The organism is Mycobacterium sp. GA-1199 (genome assembly GCF_001500045.1).
Taxonomy (GTDB): domain Bacteria; phylum Actinomycetota; class Actinomycetes; order Mycobacteriales; family Mycobacteriaceae; genus Mycobacterium.
Genome location: NZ_LQIX01000054.1, coordinates 55,856 through 72,115, shown reverse-complemented (window position 1 = coordinate 72,115; position 16,260 = coordinate 55,856). Strand labels below are relative to the sequence as shown.

Below are 16,260 nucleotides of genomic sequence, written 5' to 3'. Positions count from 1 at the left end.
TTCAGCTTCGCACACTACGATTCGGTCGTGGCCACCGTTGTCGGACATTCGGCCGTCGTGCACACCGACCTCGGTGATCTCCGCGGCACAACCGAAGGCGGCGTCGGGGTCTGGCGAGGGGTGCCCTATGCCGAGCAACCCGTGGGTGAGCGCCGGTTCCTCGGGCCCGAGCCGAAGCGGCCGTGGACAGGGGTGCGCGACGGGGTCGAGCACGGGCCGCTGCCGCCGCAGGGGAAGTCGTTCGTCGGCGGTGGCCGCGACGACCCCAAGGTCCGCGACGAAGCGTGCCTGACGTTGACGGTGTGGTCGCCCGACACCAGTGCGTCACTGCCGGTGATGGTGTGGATACCCGGCGGCGCGTTCGTGTTCGGTGCCGGTCAGTTCCAGCTCTACAACGGTTCGCGGCTGGCCGCCAACGGCGACGTGGTCGTGGTCAACATCACCTACCGCATCGGCGTCTTCGGTGGCTTCGAACTCGGCGACCTCGGCGACGGGTTCGACGACAACCTGGCCCTGCGGGACCAGATCGCCGCATTGCGTTGGGTCCGCGACCACATCGCGGCCTTCGGCGGCGATCCGTCCCGCGTGACGGTGTTCGGCGAGTCCGCGGGCGGCACGTCGGTGCTCGCGCTGATCGCCAGCCCCGCCGCCGAGGGCCTGTTCAGCCGCGCGATCGCCCAGAGCCCGGCGCTGCCGCTGATCGCCGATCGGGAGCAGCGGGCCCAGCAGGCGCACGAGTTCGTGCGCCGACTCGGCGTGCCGGTCTCCGAGGTCAAGGGGCTACCGCAACGGGAGCTGCGCCGCGCGGCGGGCAGGCTGCAACTCGAAAGCGCCGCGCGCACGCCGACGTTGGCCTACGGGTTGACGTACGGCGTCGACCTGCTGCCCCGTCACCCGGTGGACGCCGCGCGCGCCGGAACCCTGCGGCGGGTGCCGCTGATCATCGGGACCAACAGTCACGAAGCGTCGATGTTCGCCTGGACCAAACCGCCGATGCTGCCGACCACTCAGGCGTCTGTGGAGGCGTACTTCGCCCGCATCGGGCCCGACGCCAAACAGCGCGTGCTGGCCGCGTACCCGCAATATCCGCGTCGACGGGCACTTCTCGAGTTCGCTTCCGACGTGATGTTCGGCGGGCCGGCGTGGGCGTTCGCCGACGCGTACAGCGGCCACGCCCCGACCCACATGTACCGCTTCGACCATTTCGGTTTCAGCCTGCGCATCCTCGGTCTCGGCGCGACCCATGGCAGCGAGATCGTGCACATCCAGCACAGCTACGCGTCATATCTCGGGCGCAAGATCCACCCGCTGGGGCGGCGGCTGCAACCCGCGGTCGGCAGGCGTATGCAGCGGGCGTGGCTCGACTTCGCTTCTCAGGGGTGGGACACGGGCGAGATTCACTGGTCCAACGGGCACGACTGGCCCGTCTACGACACCGAACGGCGCTGCACCCGGATCGTCATGAGCGCGCGCGACACGGTGGTCTCGGATCCCGACGCCGCGCGACGCGAAGCCTGGGCGGAGCTGTACTGACCGCGAAATTGCATTCCAGCAGCGAAAGTACGAGTGGACGCCTGCTGGAATGCTATTTCGGCGCCGTGAGGTCAGACCCCGAAGCGGTTGGCGGAATAGTCGCGCAGGTTGTACAGGAACTTCTGGAACAGCCAGCCCATCACGGGCTTGCCGAGCGTCATTCCGATCCGGGCGGCGGCGCCGTTGGGTTTCATCGCCATCACCCACGTCAGGTGGCAGCCCTGCGACGTCGGCACGACCCGGTAATCCTCGGCGAACGCCGCGATACTTCCGGTCGAGGCCTCGTTGAACCGAAAAGCCATGTGGCTGTAGGGCTCCCAAGCGAGAAACTCCTCGTCGCCGACGATGCCGCCGCGCATTTTCACCGTTCGGGTGGTGCCGACACCGCGTGGTTCGGGGCTGGTCCATGTGACCTCGGTGATCACGGTGGCCCAGTGCGGCCATGACTCCGCATCCGTGAGCACCTCGAAGAGCTGTTCGGGTGTGATCGCGAGGTCGACGGTGCTGACGAACCGGAACGGCGCGCTCTCAATGAAGCCCAGGTCGACGCGTTCACACTGCTGCATGGGCATACACAGTAGAGGAGGGTGTCTAGTCCATCGCGCGGGCGATCGCGATGTGGCCTTCCATGCCTGTGGACTTCGCGCGCCTGCGGTAGCTGTCGCGAAAAGCGCGGTAGGCCGAGTGATCACCGTGCGCGTGAGCCAACAACGCCCGCAGCCGCAGTAGCGGTAACTCCTGGTACGCGAGGCCCGGTTCGGCCGGGATAGCCGCCAAACGGTCGACCGCTGCCTGGGCCCGGTCGAAATCCCCCGGGCCTGCGCGGCCGAGCAGCGCTTCGACGAGGACGGTGGTGCTCCAACCGAGATTGATGTGCTCGCCGCTGCCCAGTTCCTGCGCCAGAACACGTTCGGCGAGCTCAATTGCGGCCTGATAGTCCTTAGTCCGGTTCATCTCTGCCGCTACATCAAGGTCGCGGCACCATGCCGCGATGATGGTGTACCGATGTTCGCGAGCCAACCGGGCAGCCCGCTCAAGCAGATCGAAACCGCGTTCGCGGTCAGCTTCGCCGCGGCGTACGAGCACCAGGCCGTGTGCAAATTCGGCGTTGGCCAGCGTGAAATCGTCGGCCCCCCGCTTCGCGATCTCTAATGCCTCTGCCGTGTCACGCAGCGCGACATCGTCGGCCAGCAGTGCCCAGTTCAACACCGCGATGTATTTGAACTGCACCACGCCGCAGAATGTAAATGGGTCGACGCTGCGGGCCATCGTGATTGCGCGGTCGAAATCCTCGCGCCACCCCGCGATCCCCAGACAGCACCGGGCAGATCCGCGCAACGCCAGCATGAAGGCGAGCGGCGAACCTATCACCAGGTCTCCCATCGTCGGATCGCCGTTCGAGAGATCGATTGCGTGTTGCGCGAGACGGATGGCCTCGGAGATCTCGCCGGCGTTCCACTTGGCGAGAGTTGGAGTAGTGAGGAAGCCGACAGTCAACTCCGGGTCACCTATCGAATCCAAGACGCTCGCGTACTCGGACGCGAGCCGGGACGCCTCGCGGAACTTTCCGTGAAAGTTCAGCATCTGCACCTGTCCGACCATCCCCATCGCCAGCGACCGCTTGTCATCCGCGGCGTCCGTAAGTTCGCGCAATTCATCGAATTTGACGTCCTCGAGGCCGCCGCCGACCCGCCATACCGTTGCGCACAGCCACGTTCTCGGTGCTATCCGCATCGCCGTTCGGCGGGGGTCATCGACGGGCAGGCGGTCGGCAACCTCACGTGCCAGCCCCCAACTCATCCGGGCCGCGCCGAGGTCCCGAAGCCGCGACCAGTTACCGGCCCGCATGTGCCAGCCGAAGGCCCGGTGCAGATCATCCGCCGCCTCTAGGTGGGTGGCGATGAGAGCAGCGTTCTTGTCCACCGACGATGGGTCCCGGTTCTCGAGTGCGGCGGCGACCAGGCGGTGCAGACGCGAACGGCTCGATTTGAGTTGTGACTCATAAGCGACTGCGCGGATCAGTGGATGGCGGAAGGTGAACTCGGAGGACGAGACGGGTTCGATAAGTTCGGCATCCACGAGTTCGGCGACCTCGCCAACATCGAGTGCGCTCAGCAGCCGGTCACCGAATCGAAAGCCAATTACGGCCGCCGCGTTGAGCGTTCGCTTGGCCGACGCACCGAGACGGTCGATGCGGGCCGCGATGGTGGCCTGAACGGTCGCCGGAACGCTGACGTCCCCTTCGCCGTGATAGGTGTAGGCGCCGCGGGCACCATCAAGAATTCCGCGCTCAGACAGATCACGCACGATCTCCTCGACGAAGAATGGGTTGCCTGCGCTGCGGTCGGAAACTCGCTCGGCGATGTGCGCGACCGACGGGTCCCGCCCCAACAATTCGGCCAGCAGCGTAGATGTGTGGGAGCGGTCCAGAGGGCTCAGCGAGATCATGTCGGTAATCAAGTCAGAGCCGCCTGCTCCGCTCAGCTCACCGCGATACTCCGGACGGTACGTTATGAGCACCAGCACAGGGATTTTTGGCACAGCAGAGAAAAGTTCGGTGAGCAGCGACTCACTGACGGTGTCGATCCACTGTGCATCGTCGATGACGAATATGGCGGGTTCGGTCCGTGCCAGGAAAGCCGCCTCGAGTAATCCGGTGAGCCGGCGCCTCCGGGCGTCTGGGTCGATACCACTGCCTGCGCGGTGGTCGGCGATGCCGAGGAGATCGTGCAGTAGGTCGAGATCCTCGCGGTTCGCCTTGGGAATTCTGGTTCGGATCCTGACCGCAGCCTCGGCTGGGTCCAACCCGTCAACACCGAAGAACGAGCGCAGCAGTTCGGCCGCGGCCGAAAACGGGACCTGACTGGTATGTGATTCGCAATACGTCGAGACGACGTCGAGGCCGCGTCGCGTGGCCGTTGCTACGGCTTCCTGAATGATCCGGCTCTTACCGATACCGGGAGTCCCTTCGATCCCAATGATGCGTCCGTGGCCGCTGAGCGCTTCGTTGAGCGCCGTCTCTACGAGGAGCATCTCTCCCTGTCGGCCTATCAACGGGGTCGTCCGTTGGCCCGTGCGGCGATGCTTGCCGACGGCCAGCAGACAACGTGCCGTCACCGGCTCGGTCGATCCCTTGATACGGACGGGCTGCGGATCGCTGAGCCGCGCGTCGTCTTCCACCAATCGGGCTGTGGATTCGCTGAGCATCACGCCACCAGGCGGCGCAACCGACTCCATCCGCTGGGCCATCCCCACGTGCTCGCCGACCGCCGTATAAGCAAGAGCCTCGGGCCCTATGTCGCCAGCAACAACCAATCCGGAGTTGAGCCCGATCCGCAGCTGCAGAGAGATATTGTCCCGGCGAGCGATTTCCACGGCCAAGGCACGCACCTCTCCCTGGATGTCAAGGGCCGCCAGACATGCGCGACGAGCGTGATCCTCCAACGCTCTCGGAGCACCGAACAGCGCCATGATCCCGTCCCCGGTGAACTGGTTCACGGTGCCGTCGTAGCGACGGATGATGGTTGTCGCGTGAAGCACGAGTTCCGTCATCAGTTCCCGGAGCCGCTCTGGACCCAGGGCGCTGGCGATGTCCATTGACCGAACCACGTCGGCAAATAACACCGCCACTTGTTTGTATTCGGCGACGTGAGGTTGATTCAGCGGGGTTCCGCACCCGTCGCAGAACCGGGCTCCGACACGCGCTTCGGTAGCGCACGTGGGGCAGCGCGCCGGTGCGTCCATCCGCCGCCTCCAAGAGGACGTAGCTTGGTCGGTGCCGGAAAACGATATCGCCGTGCGGCGCCGCCCGTACCGTTATCCGGGCCCGTCGCTGGCCGCCGCCAGCAGCGGCACCAGCACATCGCTGATCGGGGTGCTCAGCCCGTGCTCGGCGCCCTTGCGGGCGATCACCCCGTTGCGGATGTCCCACTCCAGCGTCCGGCCGGCCTCGCGGTCGGTCAGCATCGACGTGGTGATGTCCTCCGGGGATTTGGCGAGCAGGCCGACGATGTCGTCGATCACCTCGTCGCCCAGCGTGACGCCCTCTGCCCGCGCGACGGCGAGGCACTCGGCCAGATAACGGCGGGCAAGGCCGTCGACGTCGTCGCGCCGGAACATGCCCGAGCGGCGACCGCTGAGCACCATGAACCCCACGACCGCGTTGACCAGGAGCTTGTGCCAGGCGGCATCGAGAAAGTTCGGATCGATCTCGACCGCCACCGCGCTGCCGGCGAACAGGTCTGCCAACGTCTGCGCGCCTGCCGTGTCGGGTAACACCAGCCGCGCTCCGGTGCGCAACCAGACATAGCCCTGCGGCGTCGGCTCCGCCGAAACCCATACGGCCGCAGGCACAACCGTCGACCCGGGACAGAAGCGGCCGACGCGCTCGACCTGTTCGACACCGTTCTGCAGCGCACACACCACGGTGCGGTCGTCGCACAACTTCGCCAGCCACCCCGCCGACTGCTCGTTTTGGGTGTCCTTGACCGCCAGCAGCACGACGTCAACCGACTCGTCTATGTCGGCGGGGTCGGTCAGCACCGGACCGGGCACCACGATCGGATCGCCGTCGTCGGGCCTGACCTCGATCGAGTCGAGCGGTGTCCGTCCGCACAGCGTCACCGCGTGACCGGCCGCGTACAACAAAGCCGCCACGGTCGATCCGATCGCCCCGGGCCCGACGAGGGCGACGCGACTAGGCATGAACGCCAAGTTACCGGCGAACTGCACCCCTCTACACTTGTGCAGTTGTCTTGTCAGGCGATTTCCTCAGGAGTCTCAGTGCTGCGCAGTCATGCCGCCGGATCGTTGCGGCCCGCCGACGCCGGTCAGAAGGTGACGTTGGCCGGCTGGGTGGCGCGTCGGCGCGACCACGGCGGCGTCATCTTCATCGATCTGCGCGACGCGTCGGGGGTGTCGCAGGTCGTGTTCCGCGAAGCGGCTGTCTTGGAGTCAGCGCACCGGTTGCGCGCCGAGTTCTGCATCGCCGTCGACGGCGTCGTGGAGATCCGCCCCGAAGGCAACGCCAACCCCGACATCGAGACCGGCGAAATCGAGGTCAACGCGACGTCGCTGACCGTGCTGGGGGAGAGCGCACCGCTGCCGTTCCAGCTCGACGAGCAGCCCGGCGAAGAGGCGCGCGTGAAGTACCGCTACCTCGACCTCCGGCGCGATGAACCCGGCCACGCGATCCGGCTGCGCTCCAAGGTGAACGCCGCCGCCCGCGAGGTGCTCGAGCGGCACGACTTCGTCGAGATCGAGACCCCGACGATGACGCGCTCGACCCCCGAGGGTGCCCGCGACTTCCTGGTGCCCGCGCGGCTGCAGCCGGGATCGTTCTACGCGTTGCCGCAGAGCCCGCAGCTGTTCAAGCAGCTGCTGATGGTCGCGGGCATGGAGCGTTACTACCAGATCGCGCGCTGCTACCGCGACGAGGATTTCCGCGCCGACCGCCAGCCCGAATTCACCCAGCTGGACCTCGAGATGAGCTTCGTCGACTCCGAGGACGTGATCGCGGTCTCCGAGGAGATCGTCGCGGCGCTGTGGCGGTTGGTCGGCTACGACGTACCCCTGCCGCTGCCGCGGATCACGTACGCCGACGCGATGCGCCGGTTCGGTTCGGACAAGCCCGATCTGAGGTTCGGACTCGAACTCGTCGAGTGTGCCGAGTTCTTCAAAGACACCCCGTTCCGCGTGTTCCAGGCGCCGTACGTCGGCGCCGTCGTCATGCCCGGCGGCGCCTCCCAGCCCCGCCGCACGCTGGACGCCTGGCAGGACTTCGCCAAACAGCGGGGGCACAAGGGGCTGGCTTACGTGCTCGTCGGCGAGGACGGCACGTTGAGCGGCCCGGTGGCCAAGAATCTGTCGGATGCCGAACGTGAGGGCCTGGCCACCCACGTCGGCGCGTCACCGGGTGACTGCGTGTTCTTCTCTGCGGGTCCGGCGAAGAGTTCGCGGGCGCTGCTCGGCGCGGTGCGCATCGAGATCGCCAAACGGCTCGACATGATCGACCCGAACGCCTGGGCGTTCACGTGGGTGGTGGACCCGCCGCTGTTCGAGCCCGCCGATGACGCGACGGCGCACGGCGACGTCGCGGTCGGGTCCGGGGCGTGGACCGCGGTGCACCACGCCTTCACCGCGCCCAAACCCGAGTTCGAGGACCGCATCGAGAGCGATCCGGGCAGCGTACTGGCCGACGCCTACGACGTGGTGTGCAACGGCAACGAGATCGGCGGCGGCTCGATCCGTATCCACCGCCGCGACATCCAGGAGCGGGTGTTCGCGGTGATGGGTATCGACAAGACCGAGGCCGAGGAGAAATTCGGATTCCTGTTGGAGGCGTTCACCTTTGGCGCGCCGCCGCACGGGGGCCTGGCGTTCGGGTGGGACCGCACCACCGCGCTGCTGGCCGGTGCGGACTCGATCCGCGAAGTGATCGCGTTTCCGAAGTCCGGCGGTGGTGTCGACCCGTTGACCGGTGCCCCTGCGCCGATCACGCCGCAGCAGCGCAAGGAATCCGGGATCGACGCCAAGCCGAAGACCGACTGAGTCCAATCCGCGTCGGATCAGTCACAACTGAGGCTACGATCCGCGCGTGACAGGTGCGGTTCCGTCGGCGCCATCAGGCACGCCCAGGCGGCGACGGGTCACCGTCGTGACGACGGTGGTCGCGGTCATCGCCGTCTACATCGGCTCCCTGGTGGGATACGCCCTGCTGGAGCCCGAGCACCGACATTTCCAGTTCTCCGAGCCCTCGGTCACCGGCGATACCGTCGTCATCATCCGACTGCGGGAGATGAACGCCGTGCAGAACCGGTTCGTCGTCGACGTTCTGCTGCACCCCGGCCCGGGGCTGCAGACCGGCGCAACCGACGACGTCACGATCCGCCTGAGCTCGTGGACCAGTTCCGGCGAGCTGATCTACGTCCACCCCGCATTGTCCGCCAATGACACGACGACCCAGCTGGTCGCCGTCGGCGACCCCGACGACTGGCCGTTCGACAGGTTCACCACCGACATCATCGGCGTGCAGGCTTTCTCGGGCGACGGCCCGGAACAACGCCCGATCGCGGCGGGCATCGTCGTCGCAGGGCAGATCAACGGATGGGACGTCCACACCGAACAAGGCACCGCCGACGGGGTGTCCACCGTGCGTTTCACGATGGAGCGCACAAGGGGAGCGCTCGCGTTCGACGTCGGGGTCCTGCTGGTGCTGCTCGCGCTGCCGGCGGCTGCACTCTTCGTGGCGATCGAGACGGTGCTGGGACGACGAAAGTTCTTGCCGCCGTTGACGACCTGGTTCGCGGCGATGTTGTTCGCGGTGGTCCCGCTCCGGAACCTGTTGCCCGGCGCGCCACCGGCGGGCGCCTGGATCGACTTGGCGGTGGTCCTGTGGGTGCTGATTGCGCTGGCGGCGGCGATGGTGCTGTACGTCGTCGCGTGGTGGCGACAGAAGGACTGATCAGCGCGGCCAGTCGCACCCGGTGAGGTCGGCCGACGCGTCCCACAGGCGGTGCGCCATCGCCGGATCGACAGCCTTGCGTCGCAACCGGGTGACCTTGGGCCTGCCGAGCTGATTGAACAGCGGCGCCAGATAGGTCCCACTGGGCAGGTCGGTCGTGACCGCCTGCAAGGTGGCCCGGGCCCCCTGGGCGGGGGTGTGCATCAGGCGCCGGATCCGTTGATGCTCACCCATTCCGAGCGATCGGGTGATGTCGGTGTCGGTGGCGCCGGGGTCGGTGGCGTAGGCGCGCACACCCCGATTGGCCAGCTCGGCGACGAACAGGAGGTTGGCCAACTTGGATTCGCCGTAGGCGCTCCACTTCGAGTACTTGCGGCGATGCCAGTTCAGGTCGTCGAGATGCAAAGTGGCGAACAGGTACGTCGCGCTCGCCACCGAGATCACCCGGTCCGTGATCCGGTCGGCCAGCAGGCACGTCAACGCGAAGTGGCCGAGATGATTGATGCCGATGTGCGATTCGAAACCGTCGGTGGTGCGCGTCAGCGGCATGCCCATCACGCCGGCGTTGTTCACCAGCACATCAACGGATTCGACGGAATCGGCGAACGAGCGCACGCTGGCCAGGTCGGCGAGGTCGAGGGCGGCCACCTCGACGTCACGGGTCATCTCGGACGCGACCCGACGGCCCTTGTCCACATCGCGACAGGCGATGAGCACGCTGTGGCCGTCGGCCGCCAGTGCCGCCGCCGTGGCCTTCCCGACGCCGCTGTTACCGCCCGTCACGATCACCCGCATGGTTGTCGATTATGCGGATGCGCAATACCTGCGGAATACCGGGCCGTCCCTCGCTCAGAGCCGCTCGATGATGGTGGCGTTGGCCATGCCGCCGCCCTCACACATCGTTTGCAGGGCGTAGCGACCGCCACGCTGTTCGAGCGCATTGACCATCGTCGTCATGATGCGCGCGCCGCTGGCGCCCAGCGGATGACCGATGGCGATTGCTCCGCCGTTGACGTTCGTCTTGGCGAGATCGGCTCCGACGTCCTGTGCCCAGGCCAGCACGACGGGTGCGAACGCCTCGTTGACCTCGAACAGGTCGATGTCGGCGAGGGTGAGTCCCGCACGCTGCAGCACCTTCTCCGTCGCCGGGATGACACCGGTCAGCATGTAGAGCGGATCGGAGCCGACGACGGTCATCGAGTGGATGCGGGCGAGCGGACGCAGACCCAGACGCGTGGCCACCTCGCTGGTGGTGATCAGCACCGCCGCGCTGCCGTCGGACAGCGGCGACGAGTTGCCCGGGGTGATTTTCCAGCCGATCTGGCCGAACCGCTGCTCATAGGCGGGGTTGTAGAACGCCGGCTTCAGCGCGGCCAGCGTGTCGACGGTCGTGCCGGGCCGGATGATCTCGTCGGTGGTGAGACCGGCGATCGGGATCAGTTCGTCGTCGAAGCGGCCTTCCTTGGTCGCGGCCGCCGCCTTCTCGTGGCTGCCCGCCGAGAACTCGTCGAGCTGCTGACGCGACAGACCCCATTTCGCGGCGATCAACTCAGCGCTGATGCCTTGTGGCACAAGGCCTTCGGGGTAGCGCTGGGCCATCGCGCCGAACGGGTCGCTGCCGGGTAGCACGCTGGAGCCCATCGGTACCCGCGACATCGATTCCACCCCGGCGGCGACGACGATGTCGTAGGCGCCCGAGATGACGCCCTGGGCGGCGAAGTGGATGGCCTGCTGGCTGCTGCCGCACTGGCGGTCGACCGTCGTGCCCGGTACCGATTCGGGGAACCCGGCGCCCAGAACGGCGTTGCGCGCAATGTTGACGGCCTGATCGCCAACCTGGGTGACCGCTCCGGCGATGACGTCGTCGATCTGTTCCGGGTCGATGCCGGTCCTGGCCACCAGTTCCCTGAGACTGTGCGCGAGCAGGTCCACGGGCAGCACATCGTGGAGCGCCCCGTTCGGCTTGCCCTTTCCGACCGGTGTGCGAACCGCTCCGACGACGACGGCGTCGCGACCTGAGAATCTCGACATTGCTGCCTCCTGGCCTCCATGCTGAGTGAACTTGCCTATACCCAGCTATATCAGCTAGGTATAGGGAGAACAACTCAGGGGTACGGTGAATTCCATGACAGTTCTGCAGGGGAGGCTGGCCGACCGGGACGCCTGGTCGGCGGTCGGGGAGTGTCCCATCGAAAAGACGATGGCGGTGCTGGGCACCAAGTCGGCGATGCTCATCATGCGCGAGGCCTACTACGGCACCACCCGCTTCGAGGACTTCTGGCGCCGGGTCGGGATCACCAAAGCCGCCGCGGCGGCCAGGCTTTCGGACCTGGTCGAGGCCGGTCTGCTGGAGCGCCAGCCCTATCAGGAGCCGGGTCAGCGCAGCCGCGACGAGTACGTGCTCACCGAGGCAGGCCGGGAGTTCATGCCGGTGGTCTGGGCGATGTTCGAGTGGGGGCGACGCAATCTGCCCAACCGCACGTCGTTGCGCCTCGCGCACCGGGGCTGTGGCGCGGAGGCCACCGTCGAGCTCCGCTGCGCCGAAGGCCACCGCGTCCCGCCCGAGGAACTCGCGGTACGACTGAAGAGGTGAGCCACATTCGGCGATCACCGGTTACGGTTCTGCATTGATGGCACTACCGCTACACCACCCGCCCGACGACCTGCTGGGTAGGTACCGCACCGCGCGCGTTCAGCAGGCGCTGTTCGACGTGCGGCCGGGCGCGGGCAGCGGCTACGACGAGTTCGTCGACGCCGCAGGCGATATCCGCCCGGGGTGGCAGGAGCTGGCCGAATGCGTCGCCGGACGTGGCCGCCCCGGCCTGGCTCAGCTGAGTGACGTGGTGCGTAGCCTGGTCGACAACGACGGCATCACCTACGTCTCGGTCGACGGGCGCGGTTCGGTGGTCGGGCAGGGCTGCCCCGACGGCAATGAGCCCGCGGAACCGGGACCCTGGCATCTCGACGCGCTACCCCTGGTGGTCTCAGCCGATGAGTGGAACACGCTGGAATCCGGTCTGCTGCAGCGCTCCCGACTGCTCGATGCGGTCCTGACCGACCTGTATGGGCCTCAGCTGTCGATCACGAGCGGCGTGCTGCCCGCTGCGCTTCTCTTCGCCCATCCCGGCTATGTGCGGGCCGCGCGGGGCATCGACATCCCCGGCCGTCACCAGCTGTTTCTGCATGGCTGCGACGTCAGCCGTGTCGGCGACGGCGGCTATCGCGTCAACGCCGACTGGACGCAGGCACCCTCGGGGGCGGGCTACGCGCTGGCGGACCGGCGTGTGGTCGCGCACGCCGTTCCCGATCTCTACGAACAGATCGGCCCGCGGCCGGCGTCTCCGTGGGCGCAGGCGCTGCGACTGGCGCTCATCGACGCCGCCCCCGAGTCTGCCGAGGAGCCGACGGTGGTGGTGCTCAGCCCCGGCATTCACTCCGAGACCGCCTTCGACCAGGCGTATCTGGCCGGCGTGCTGGGCTTCCCGCTGGTGGAGAGCGCCGACCTCGTCGTGCGCGACGGCAAGCTGTGGATGCGCTCGATGGGAACGCTCAAGCGCGTCGACGTCGTGCTGCGCCGGGTGGACGCGGACTTCGTCGATCCGCTGGATCTGCGTTCGGACTCACGGATCGGAGTCGCCGGTCTGGTCGAGGCGCTGCGCCGCGGCACGGTTGCCGTGGTCAACACGTTGGGCAGCGGCATCCTCGAAAGCCCCGGGCTGCAGCGGTTTCTGCCCGAACTCTCGGAGGTGTTGCTCGGCGAGTCACCGATGCTCGACACCACGCCGATGTACTGGGGCGGCAATGGCGCCGAGCGCTCGCACCTGGTCGCCCACCTGTCGTCGCTGTTGATCAGGCCGGTGACCGGTGGCCGCCCTATCGTCGGCCCGGCCTTGTCCGCCGAGCAGCGCCGTCAGCTGAGCGCGTGCATCGAAGCAACGCCGTGGCAGTGGGTCGGCCAGGAACTACCCGAGTTCTCCTCTGCGCCAAGCATCGTCAATTCGGGCGCCCTGTCGGCATCGAACGTCGGCATGCGCCTGTTCACCGTCGCTCAGCGCGGCGGCTATGCGCCCATGATCGGCGGCCTCGGGTACGTGCTGGCCCCCGGAGACGCGGCGTACACACTGAATACCGTTGCGGCCAAGGATGTCTGGGTTCGGGCACCGGAGCGGGGCACCGTGGAGCGGGTTCCGCCGGTCGATCTGCCCGCGATCACGCCGAGCCCGACGCGGGCGGTGAGCTCGCCGCGCGTACTGGCCGACATGTTCTGGGTGGGACGCTACGCCGAACGCGCCGAGCACATGGCGAGGCTGCTCACCGTGACCAGGGAGCGCTATCACGAATTCCATTACCGCCGAGACATGGACGGCAGCGAATGCGTGCCGGTGTTGCTGACCGCGCTGGGCCACCAAACCGGTACCGACACCGGCGCCGACGGTGACTACGCGGAGCTGATCGCCACCGCCCAGTCGACCCTGTGGTCGTTGACCGCAGACCGGCACCGCCAGGGCTCGTTGGCGCAGTCCGTCGAACGTCTGGGCCTGCTCACCCGTTCGGTGCGCGACCAGATGTCCAACGACACCTGGATGGTGCTGGCCGCTGTCGAACGGGCGCTGCTTCATCCACCCGCGTCATCGTCCGGCCGTCCCGCCGACGAGCCGCCCGATTCGCAGGCCGAGGGCGAGGCGTTCCTCACCGCGACGGCCAGCCTGACCCTCGCGGGCATGCTGGCACTGTCGGGCGTGGCGGCGGAGTCGATGATCCGTGACGTCAGCTGGACGATGATGGACATCGGCAAGCGCATCGAACGCGGGCTGAACCTCACCGCGTTGCTGAGTGCAACGCTGACCACCGCCCGTAGCCCGGGCGCCGAACAGGCCATCACCGAATCGACTCTGGTGGTGTGCGAGTCGGCGATCATCTACCGGCGCCGCATGCTCGGCAAGGTCAGCGTGTCCGCAGTCGCCGACCTCGTGCTGTTCGACGCCGACAACCCACGCTCGCTGGCCTACCAGCTGGAGCGGCTACGCACGAATCTCAAGGCGCTGCCCGGTTCCTCGGGATCGTCTCGGGCCGAGCGGATGGTCGACGAGATCGGTACCCGGCTACGGCGACTCGACCCCGATGACCTGGAGGAGATCGTGAACGGCAGGCGGGCCGAGCTGGCCGAGCTGCTCGACGGGATGCATGCCGACCTCCGCGAGTTGGCCAACGTCATCACCGCGACCCATCTGTCGCTGCCCGGCGGGATGCAGCACCTGTGGGGCAAGGACGAGCGAAGGTTGATGCCGTGACCGCGTTCCCGGACGGCCCGACCTCGTCGGCCGCCAGCCGCATCTACCGCATCATGCACCGCACCGTGTATCGCTACGCCGCCGATGTCACCAGTTCCTACGGCCGCGGCTTCCTCACCCCGCGAGGCACCGAGCGTCAGCGCTGCCTGTCGCACGAGCTCGAGATCGATCCGCCGGCCGCGGACAGCTCCACCAGTCGCGACGTCTACGGCAACATCAGCTCGTACTTCCACGTCACCGAACGTCACCGGGCGCTGACGGTGACCAGCCGCTCGGTGGTCGAAGTCGACCCACCGCCGCCCACGCTGTACGGGGCAGGTTCGGCGTTGGCGCCGTGGGAGATCGCCCGCCCCGTCGGCGTGGACGCGGCGTTGGCGACCGAGTTCACCCTCGACCTTCAACCGCCGGAGATCACGCCGGCTATACGCGATTACGCCGCAGCGAGTTTCGAGCCGGAACGGCCGCTGATCGACGCGCTGGGGGACCTGACGCACCGCATCTACTCCGATTTCACCTACCGGTCGGGATCGACGACGGTGTCCACTCAGGTCAGCCAGGTTTTGGCGGCACGCGAAGGGGTATGTCAGGACTTCGCACGGCTGGCCATCGCCTGCCTGCGCGCCAACGGGTTGGCCGCCAGTTATGTGTCCGGTTATCTGGCGACCGATCCGCCGCCCGGGAAGGAACGGATGATCGGTATCGACGCGACCCACGCGTGGGCCGCCGTGTGGACACCGCAGAACCAGTGGTTGGGCCTGGATCCCACCAACGACCAGATGGTCGACGAGCGCTACATCACCGTCGGGTACGGCCGCGACTACGCCGACGTCCCGCCGTTGCGCGGCATCATCTACACCGACTCGCAGAGCAGCGAGATCGACGTCTCCGTCGACGTCGAACCGTTCGAGGGGGGAGTGCTGCATGCGTGACTTCCTGTGCCCCAACTGTGGACAGCGCCTGGCGTTCGAGAACTCGCTGTGCCTGTCGTGCGGTAAACCGCTCGGATTCTCCCTCGACGACATGGCGCTGTTGGTCATCGCCACCGGAGACGAGCAGAACCACGCCGGCTTCGTCGACGGCGAGAAGTACCAGCTGTGCGCGAACATGCATCTGGCGGAATGCAATTGGCTGGTGGAGAAGGGTCCGATCCACAAGCTGTGTGAGTCGTGCAGCCTCACCCGCACCCGGCCCCAGGACTCTGACACCAAGGCGCTCGCGGCGTTCGCCGACGCCGAGCGCGCCAAGCGGCGGTTGTTGGCCGAACTGTTCGAGCTCAAGCTGCCGATCGTCGGCCGCGACGAAGATCCCGACTACGGCCTGGCCTTCGACCTGCTCTCCAGCGAACACCAGAAGGTGTTCACCGGACATCAAAACGGTGTCATCACACTGGATCTCGCCGAGGGCGACGACGTGCACCGTGAGCAGTTGCGCAAGGCGATGGACGAGCCGTACCGCACGCTGCTCGGCCACTTCCGCCACGAGGTGGGGCACTATTACTACTACCGCCTGGTCAGCGTGTCACCCGACTACGACGCCCGATTCCGTGAGTTGTTCGGTGACCCCGACGCCGATTACCAGGCGGCGTTGGACCGCCATTACAACGAGGGCCCGCCCGACAACTGGGGGGAGAGCTACGTCTCCTCCTACGCCACCATGCACGCGGCCGAGGACTGGGCGGAGACGTTCGCGCACTATCTGCACATCCGCGACACCCTCGACACCGCCGCCGCGTTCGGGGTGGCGCCCGCGGCGGCGACATTCGAACGAAAGGTACTGGGGCCAAGCAGCTTCGATGCCATCATCGAGATGTGGCTGCCGCTGTCGTGGGCGCTGAACATGCTCAACCGCTCGATGGGCAAGGACGATCTATACCCGTTCGTGCTGCCCGTCCCGGTGCTCGAGAAGATGCGGTTTCTCCACACCGTGGTCGACGAGATCACCCAGACCTAGTCCCACCACCTCCGCGAGCGGCCG

At 67.1% G+C, this 16,260-nt stretch carries 12 protein-coding genes; 7 read left to right on the top strand and 5 right to left on the bottom strand.

Annotation, left to right across the window (positions count from 1 at the left end; genetic code table 11):
- Window positions 1–27 precede the first annotated feature (27 nt).
- The gene (locus tag AU198_RS22550) at window positions 28–1,533 is read left to right on the top strand and encodes a carboxylesterase/lipase family protein (RefSeq protein ID WP_064350974.1); all 1,506 of its coding nucleotides are present in this window, start codon (window positions 28–30) and stop codon (window positions 1,531–1,533) included.
- Window positions 1,534–1,604: 71 nt separating this feature from the next.
- Here AU198_RS22550 and AU198_RS22545 read toward each other — a convergent pair whose 3' ends face one another.
- From AU198_RS22545 to AU198_RS22535, 3 genes are all read right to left on the bottom strand, one after another.
- Window positions 1,605–2,105, bottom strand: a complete 501-nt coding sequence (locus AU198_RS22545; protein ID WP_064350807.1) for an SRPBCC family protein — start codon at window positions 2,103–2,105, stop codon at window positions 1,605–1,607.
- A 19-nt stretch (window positions 2,106–2,124) separates the two neighbouring features.
- Window positions 2,125–5,277 (bottom strand): ATP-binding protein, encoded by a 3,153-nt coding sequence (locus AU198_RS22540; RefSeq protein ID WP_064350806.1) that lies wholly within the window; start codon window positions 5,275–5,277, stop codon window positions 2,125–2,127.
- Window positions 5,278–5,349: 72 nt separating this feature from the next.
- Window positions 5,350–6,237: an oxidoreductase gene (locus AU198_RS22535; protein ID WP_064350973.1), complete on the bottom strand. Its 888-nt coding sequence runs from the start codon at window positions 6,235–6,237 to the stop codon at window positions 5,350–5,352.
- A gap of 78 nt (window positions 6,238–6,315) precedes the next feature.
- Between AU198_RS22535 and aspS the strand changes: the two genes are divergently transcribed.
- Both aspS and AU198_RS22525 read left to right on the top strand, forming a co-directional pair.
- Window positions 6,316–8,082: an aspartate--tRNA ligase gene (gene aspS, locus AU198_RS22530; RefSeq protein ID WP_064350805.1), complete on the top strand. Its 1,767-nt coding sequence runs from the start codon at window positions 6,316–6,318 to the stop codon at window positions 8,080–8,082.
- A gap of 46 nt (window positions 8,083–8,128) precedes the next feature.
- The gene (locus AU198_RS22525) at window positions 8,129–8,995 is read left to right on the top strand and encodes a DUF8686 domain-containing protein (RefSeq protein ID WP_064350804.1); all 867 of its coding nucleotides are present in this window, start codon (window positions 8,129–8,131) and stop codon (window positions 8,993–8,995) included.
- Here the strand turns inward: AU198_RS22525 and AU198_RS22520 are convergent, their stop codons facing one another.
- Together AU198_RS22520 and AU198_RS22515 are read right to left on the bottom strand one after the other, a co-directional pair.
- Complete coding sequence (locus tag AU198_RS22520; RefSeq protein WP_064350803.1) at window positions 8,996–9,790, bottom strand: SDR family NAD(P)-dependent oxidoreductase; 795 nt, start codon at window positions 9,788–9,790, stop codon at window positions 8,996–8,998.
- Window positions 9,791–9,844: 54 nt separating this feature from the next.
- Window positions 9,845–11,026: a thiolase family protein gene (locus AU198_RS22515; RefSeq protein ID WP_064350802.1), complete on the bottom strand. Its 1,182-nt coding sequence runs from the start codon at window positions 11,024–11,026 to the stop codon at window positions 9,845–9,847.
- 94 nt (window positions 11,027–11,120) lie between these two features.
- Between AU198_RS22515 and AU198_RS22510 the strand changes: the two genes are divergently transcribed.
- From AU198_RS22510 to AU198_RS22495, 4 genes are read left to right on the top strand one after another with little or no spacing between them, the layout of a single operon-like run.
- Window positions 11,121–11,588, top strand: a complete 468-nt coding sequence (locus tag AU198_RS22510) for a winged helix-turn-helix transcriptional regulator (RefSeq protein ID WP_064350801.1) — start codon at window positions 11,121–11,123, stop codon at window positions 11,586–11,588.
- A gap of 37 nt (window positions 11,589–11,625) precedes the next feature.
- Window positions 11,626–14,286 carry a circularly permuted type 2 ATP-grasp protein gene (locus AU198_RS22505; protein WP_064350800.1) on the top strand — a complete coding sequence of 887 codons (2,661 nt, stop codon included), beginning with the start codon at window positions 11,626–11,628 and terminating at the stop codon, window positions 14,284–14,286.
- A 53-nt stretch (window positions 14,287–14,339) separates the two neighbouring features.
- Window positions 14,340–15,215, top strand: a complete 876-nt coding sequence (locus AU198_RS22500) for a transglutaminase family protein (protein WP_156431727.1) — start codon at window positions 14,340–14,342, stop codon at window positions 15,213–15,215.
- Window positions 15,208–16,236, top strand: a complete 1,029-nt coding sequence (locus tag AU198_RS22495) for a zinc-binding metallopeptidase family protein (protein WP_064350798.1) — start codon at window positions 15,208–15,210, stop codon at window positions 16,234–16,236. Before AU198_RS22500 ends, AU198_RS22495 begins: the two co-directional genes overlap by 8 nt.
- Window positions 16,237–16,260 lie beyond the last annotated feature (24 nt).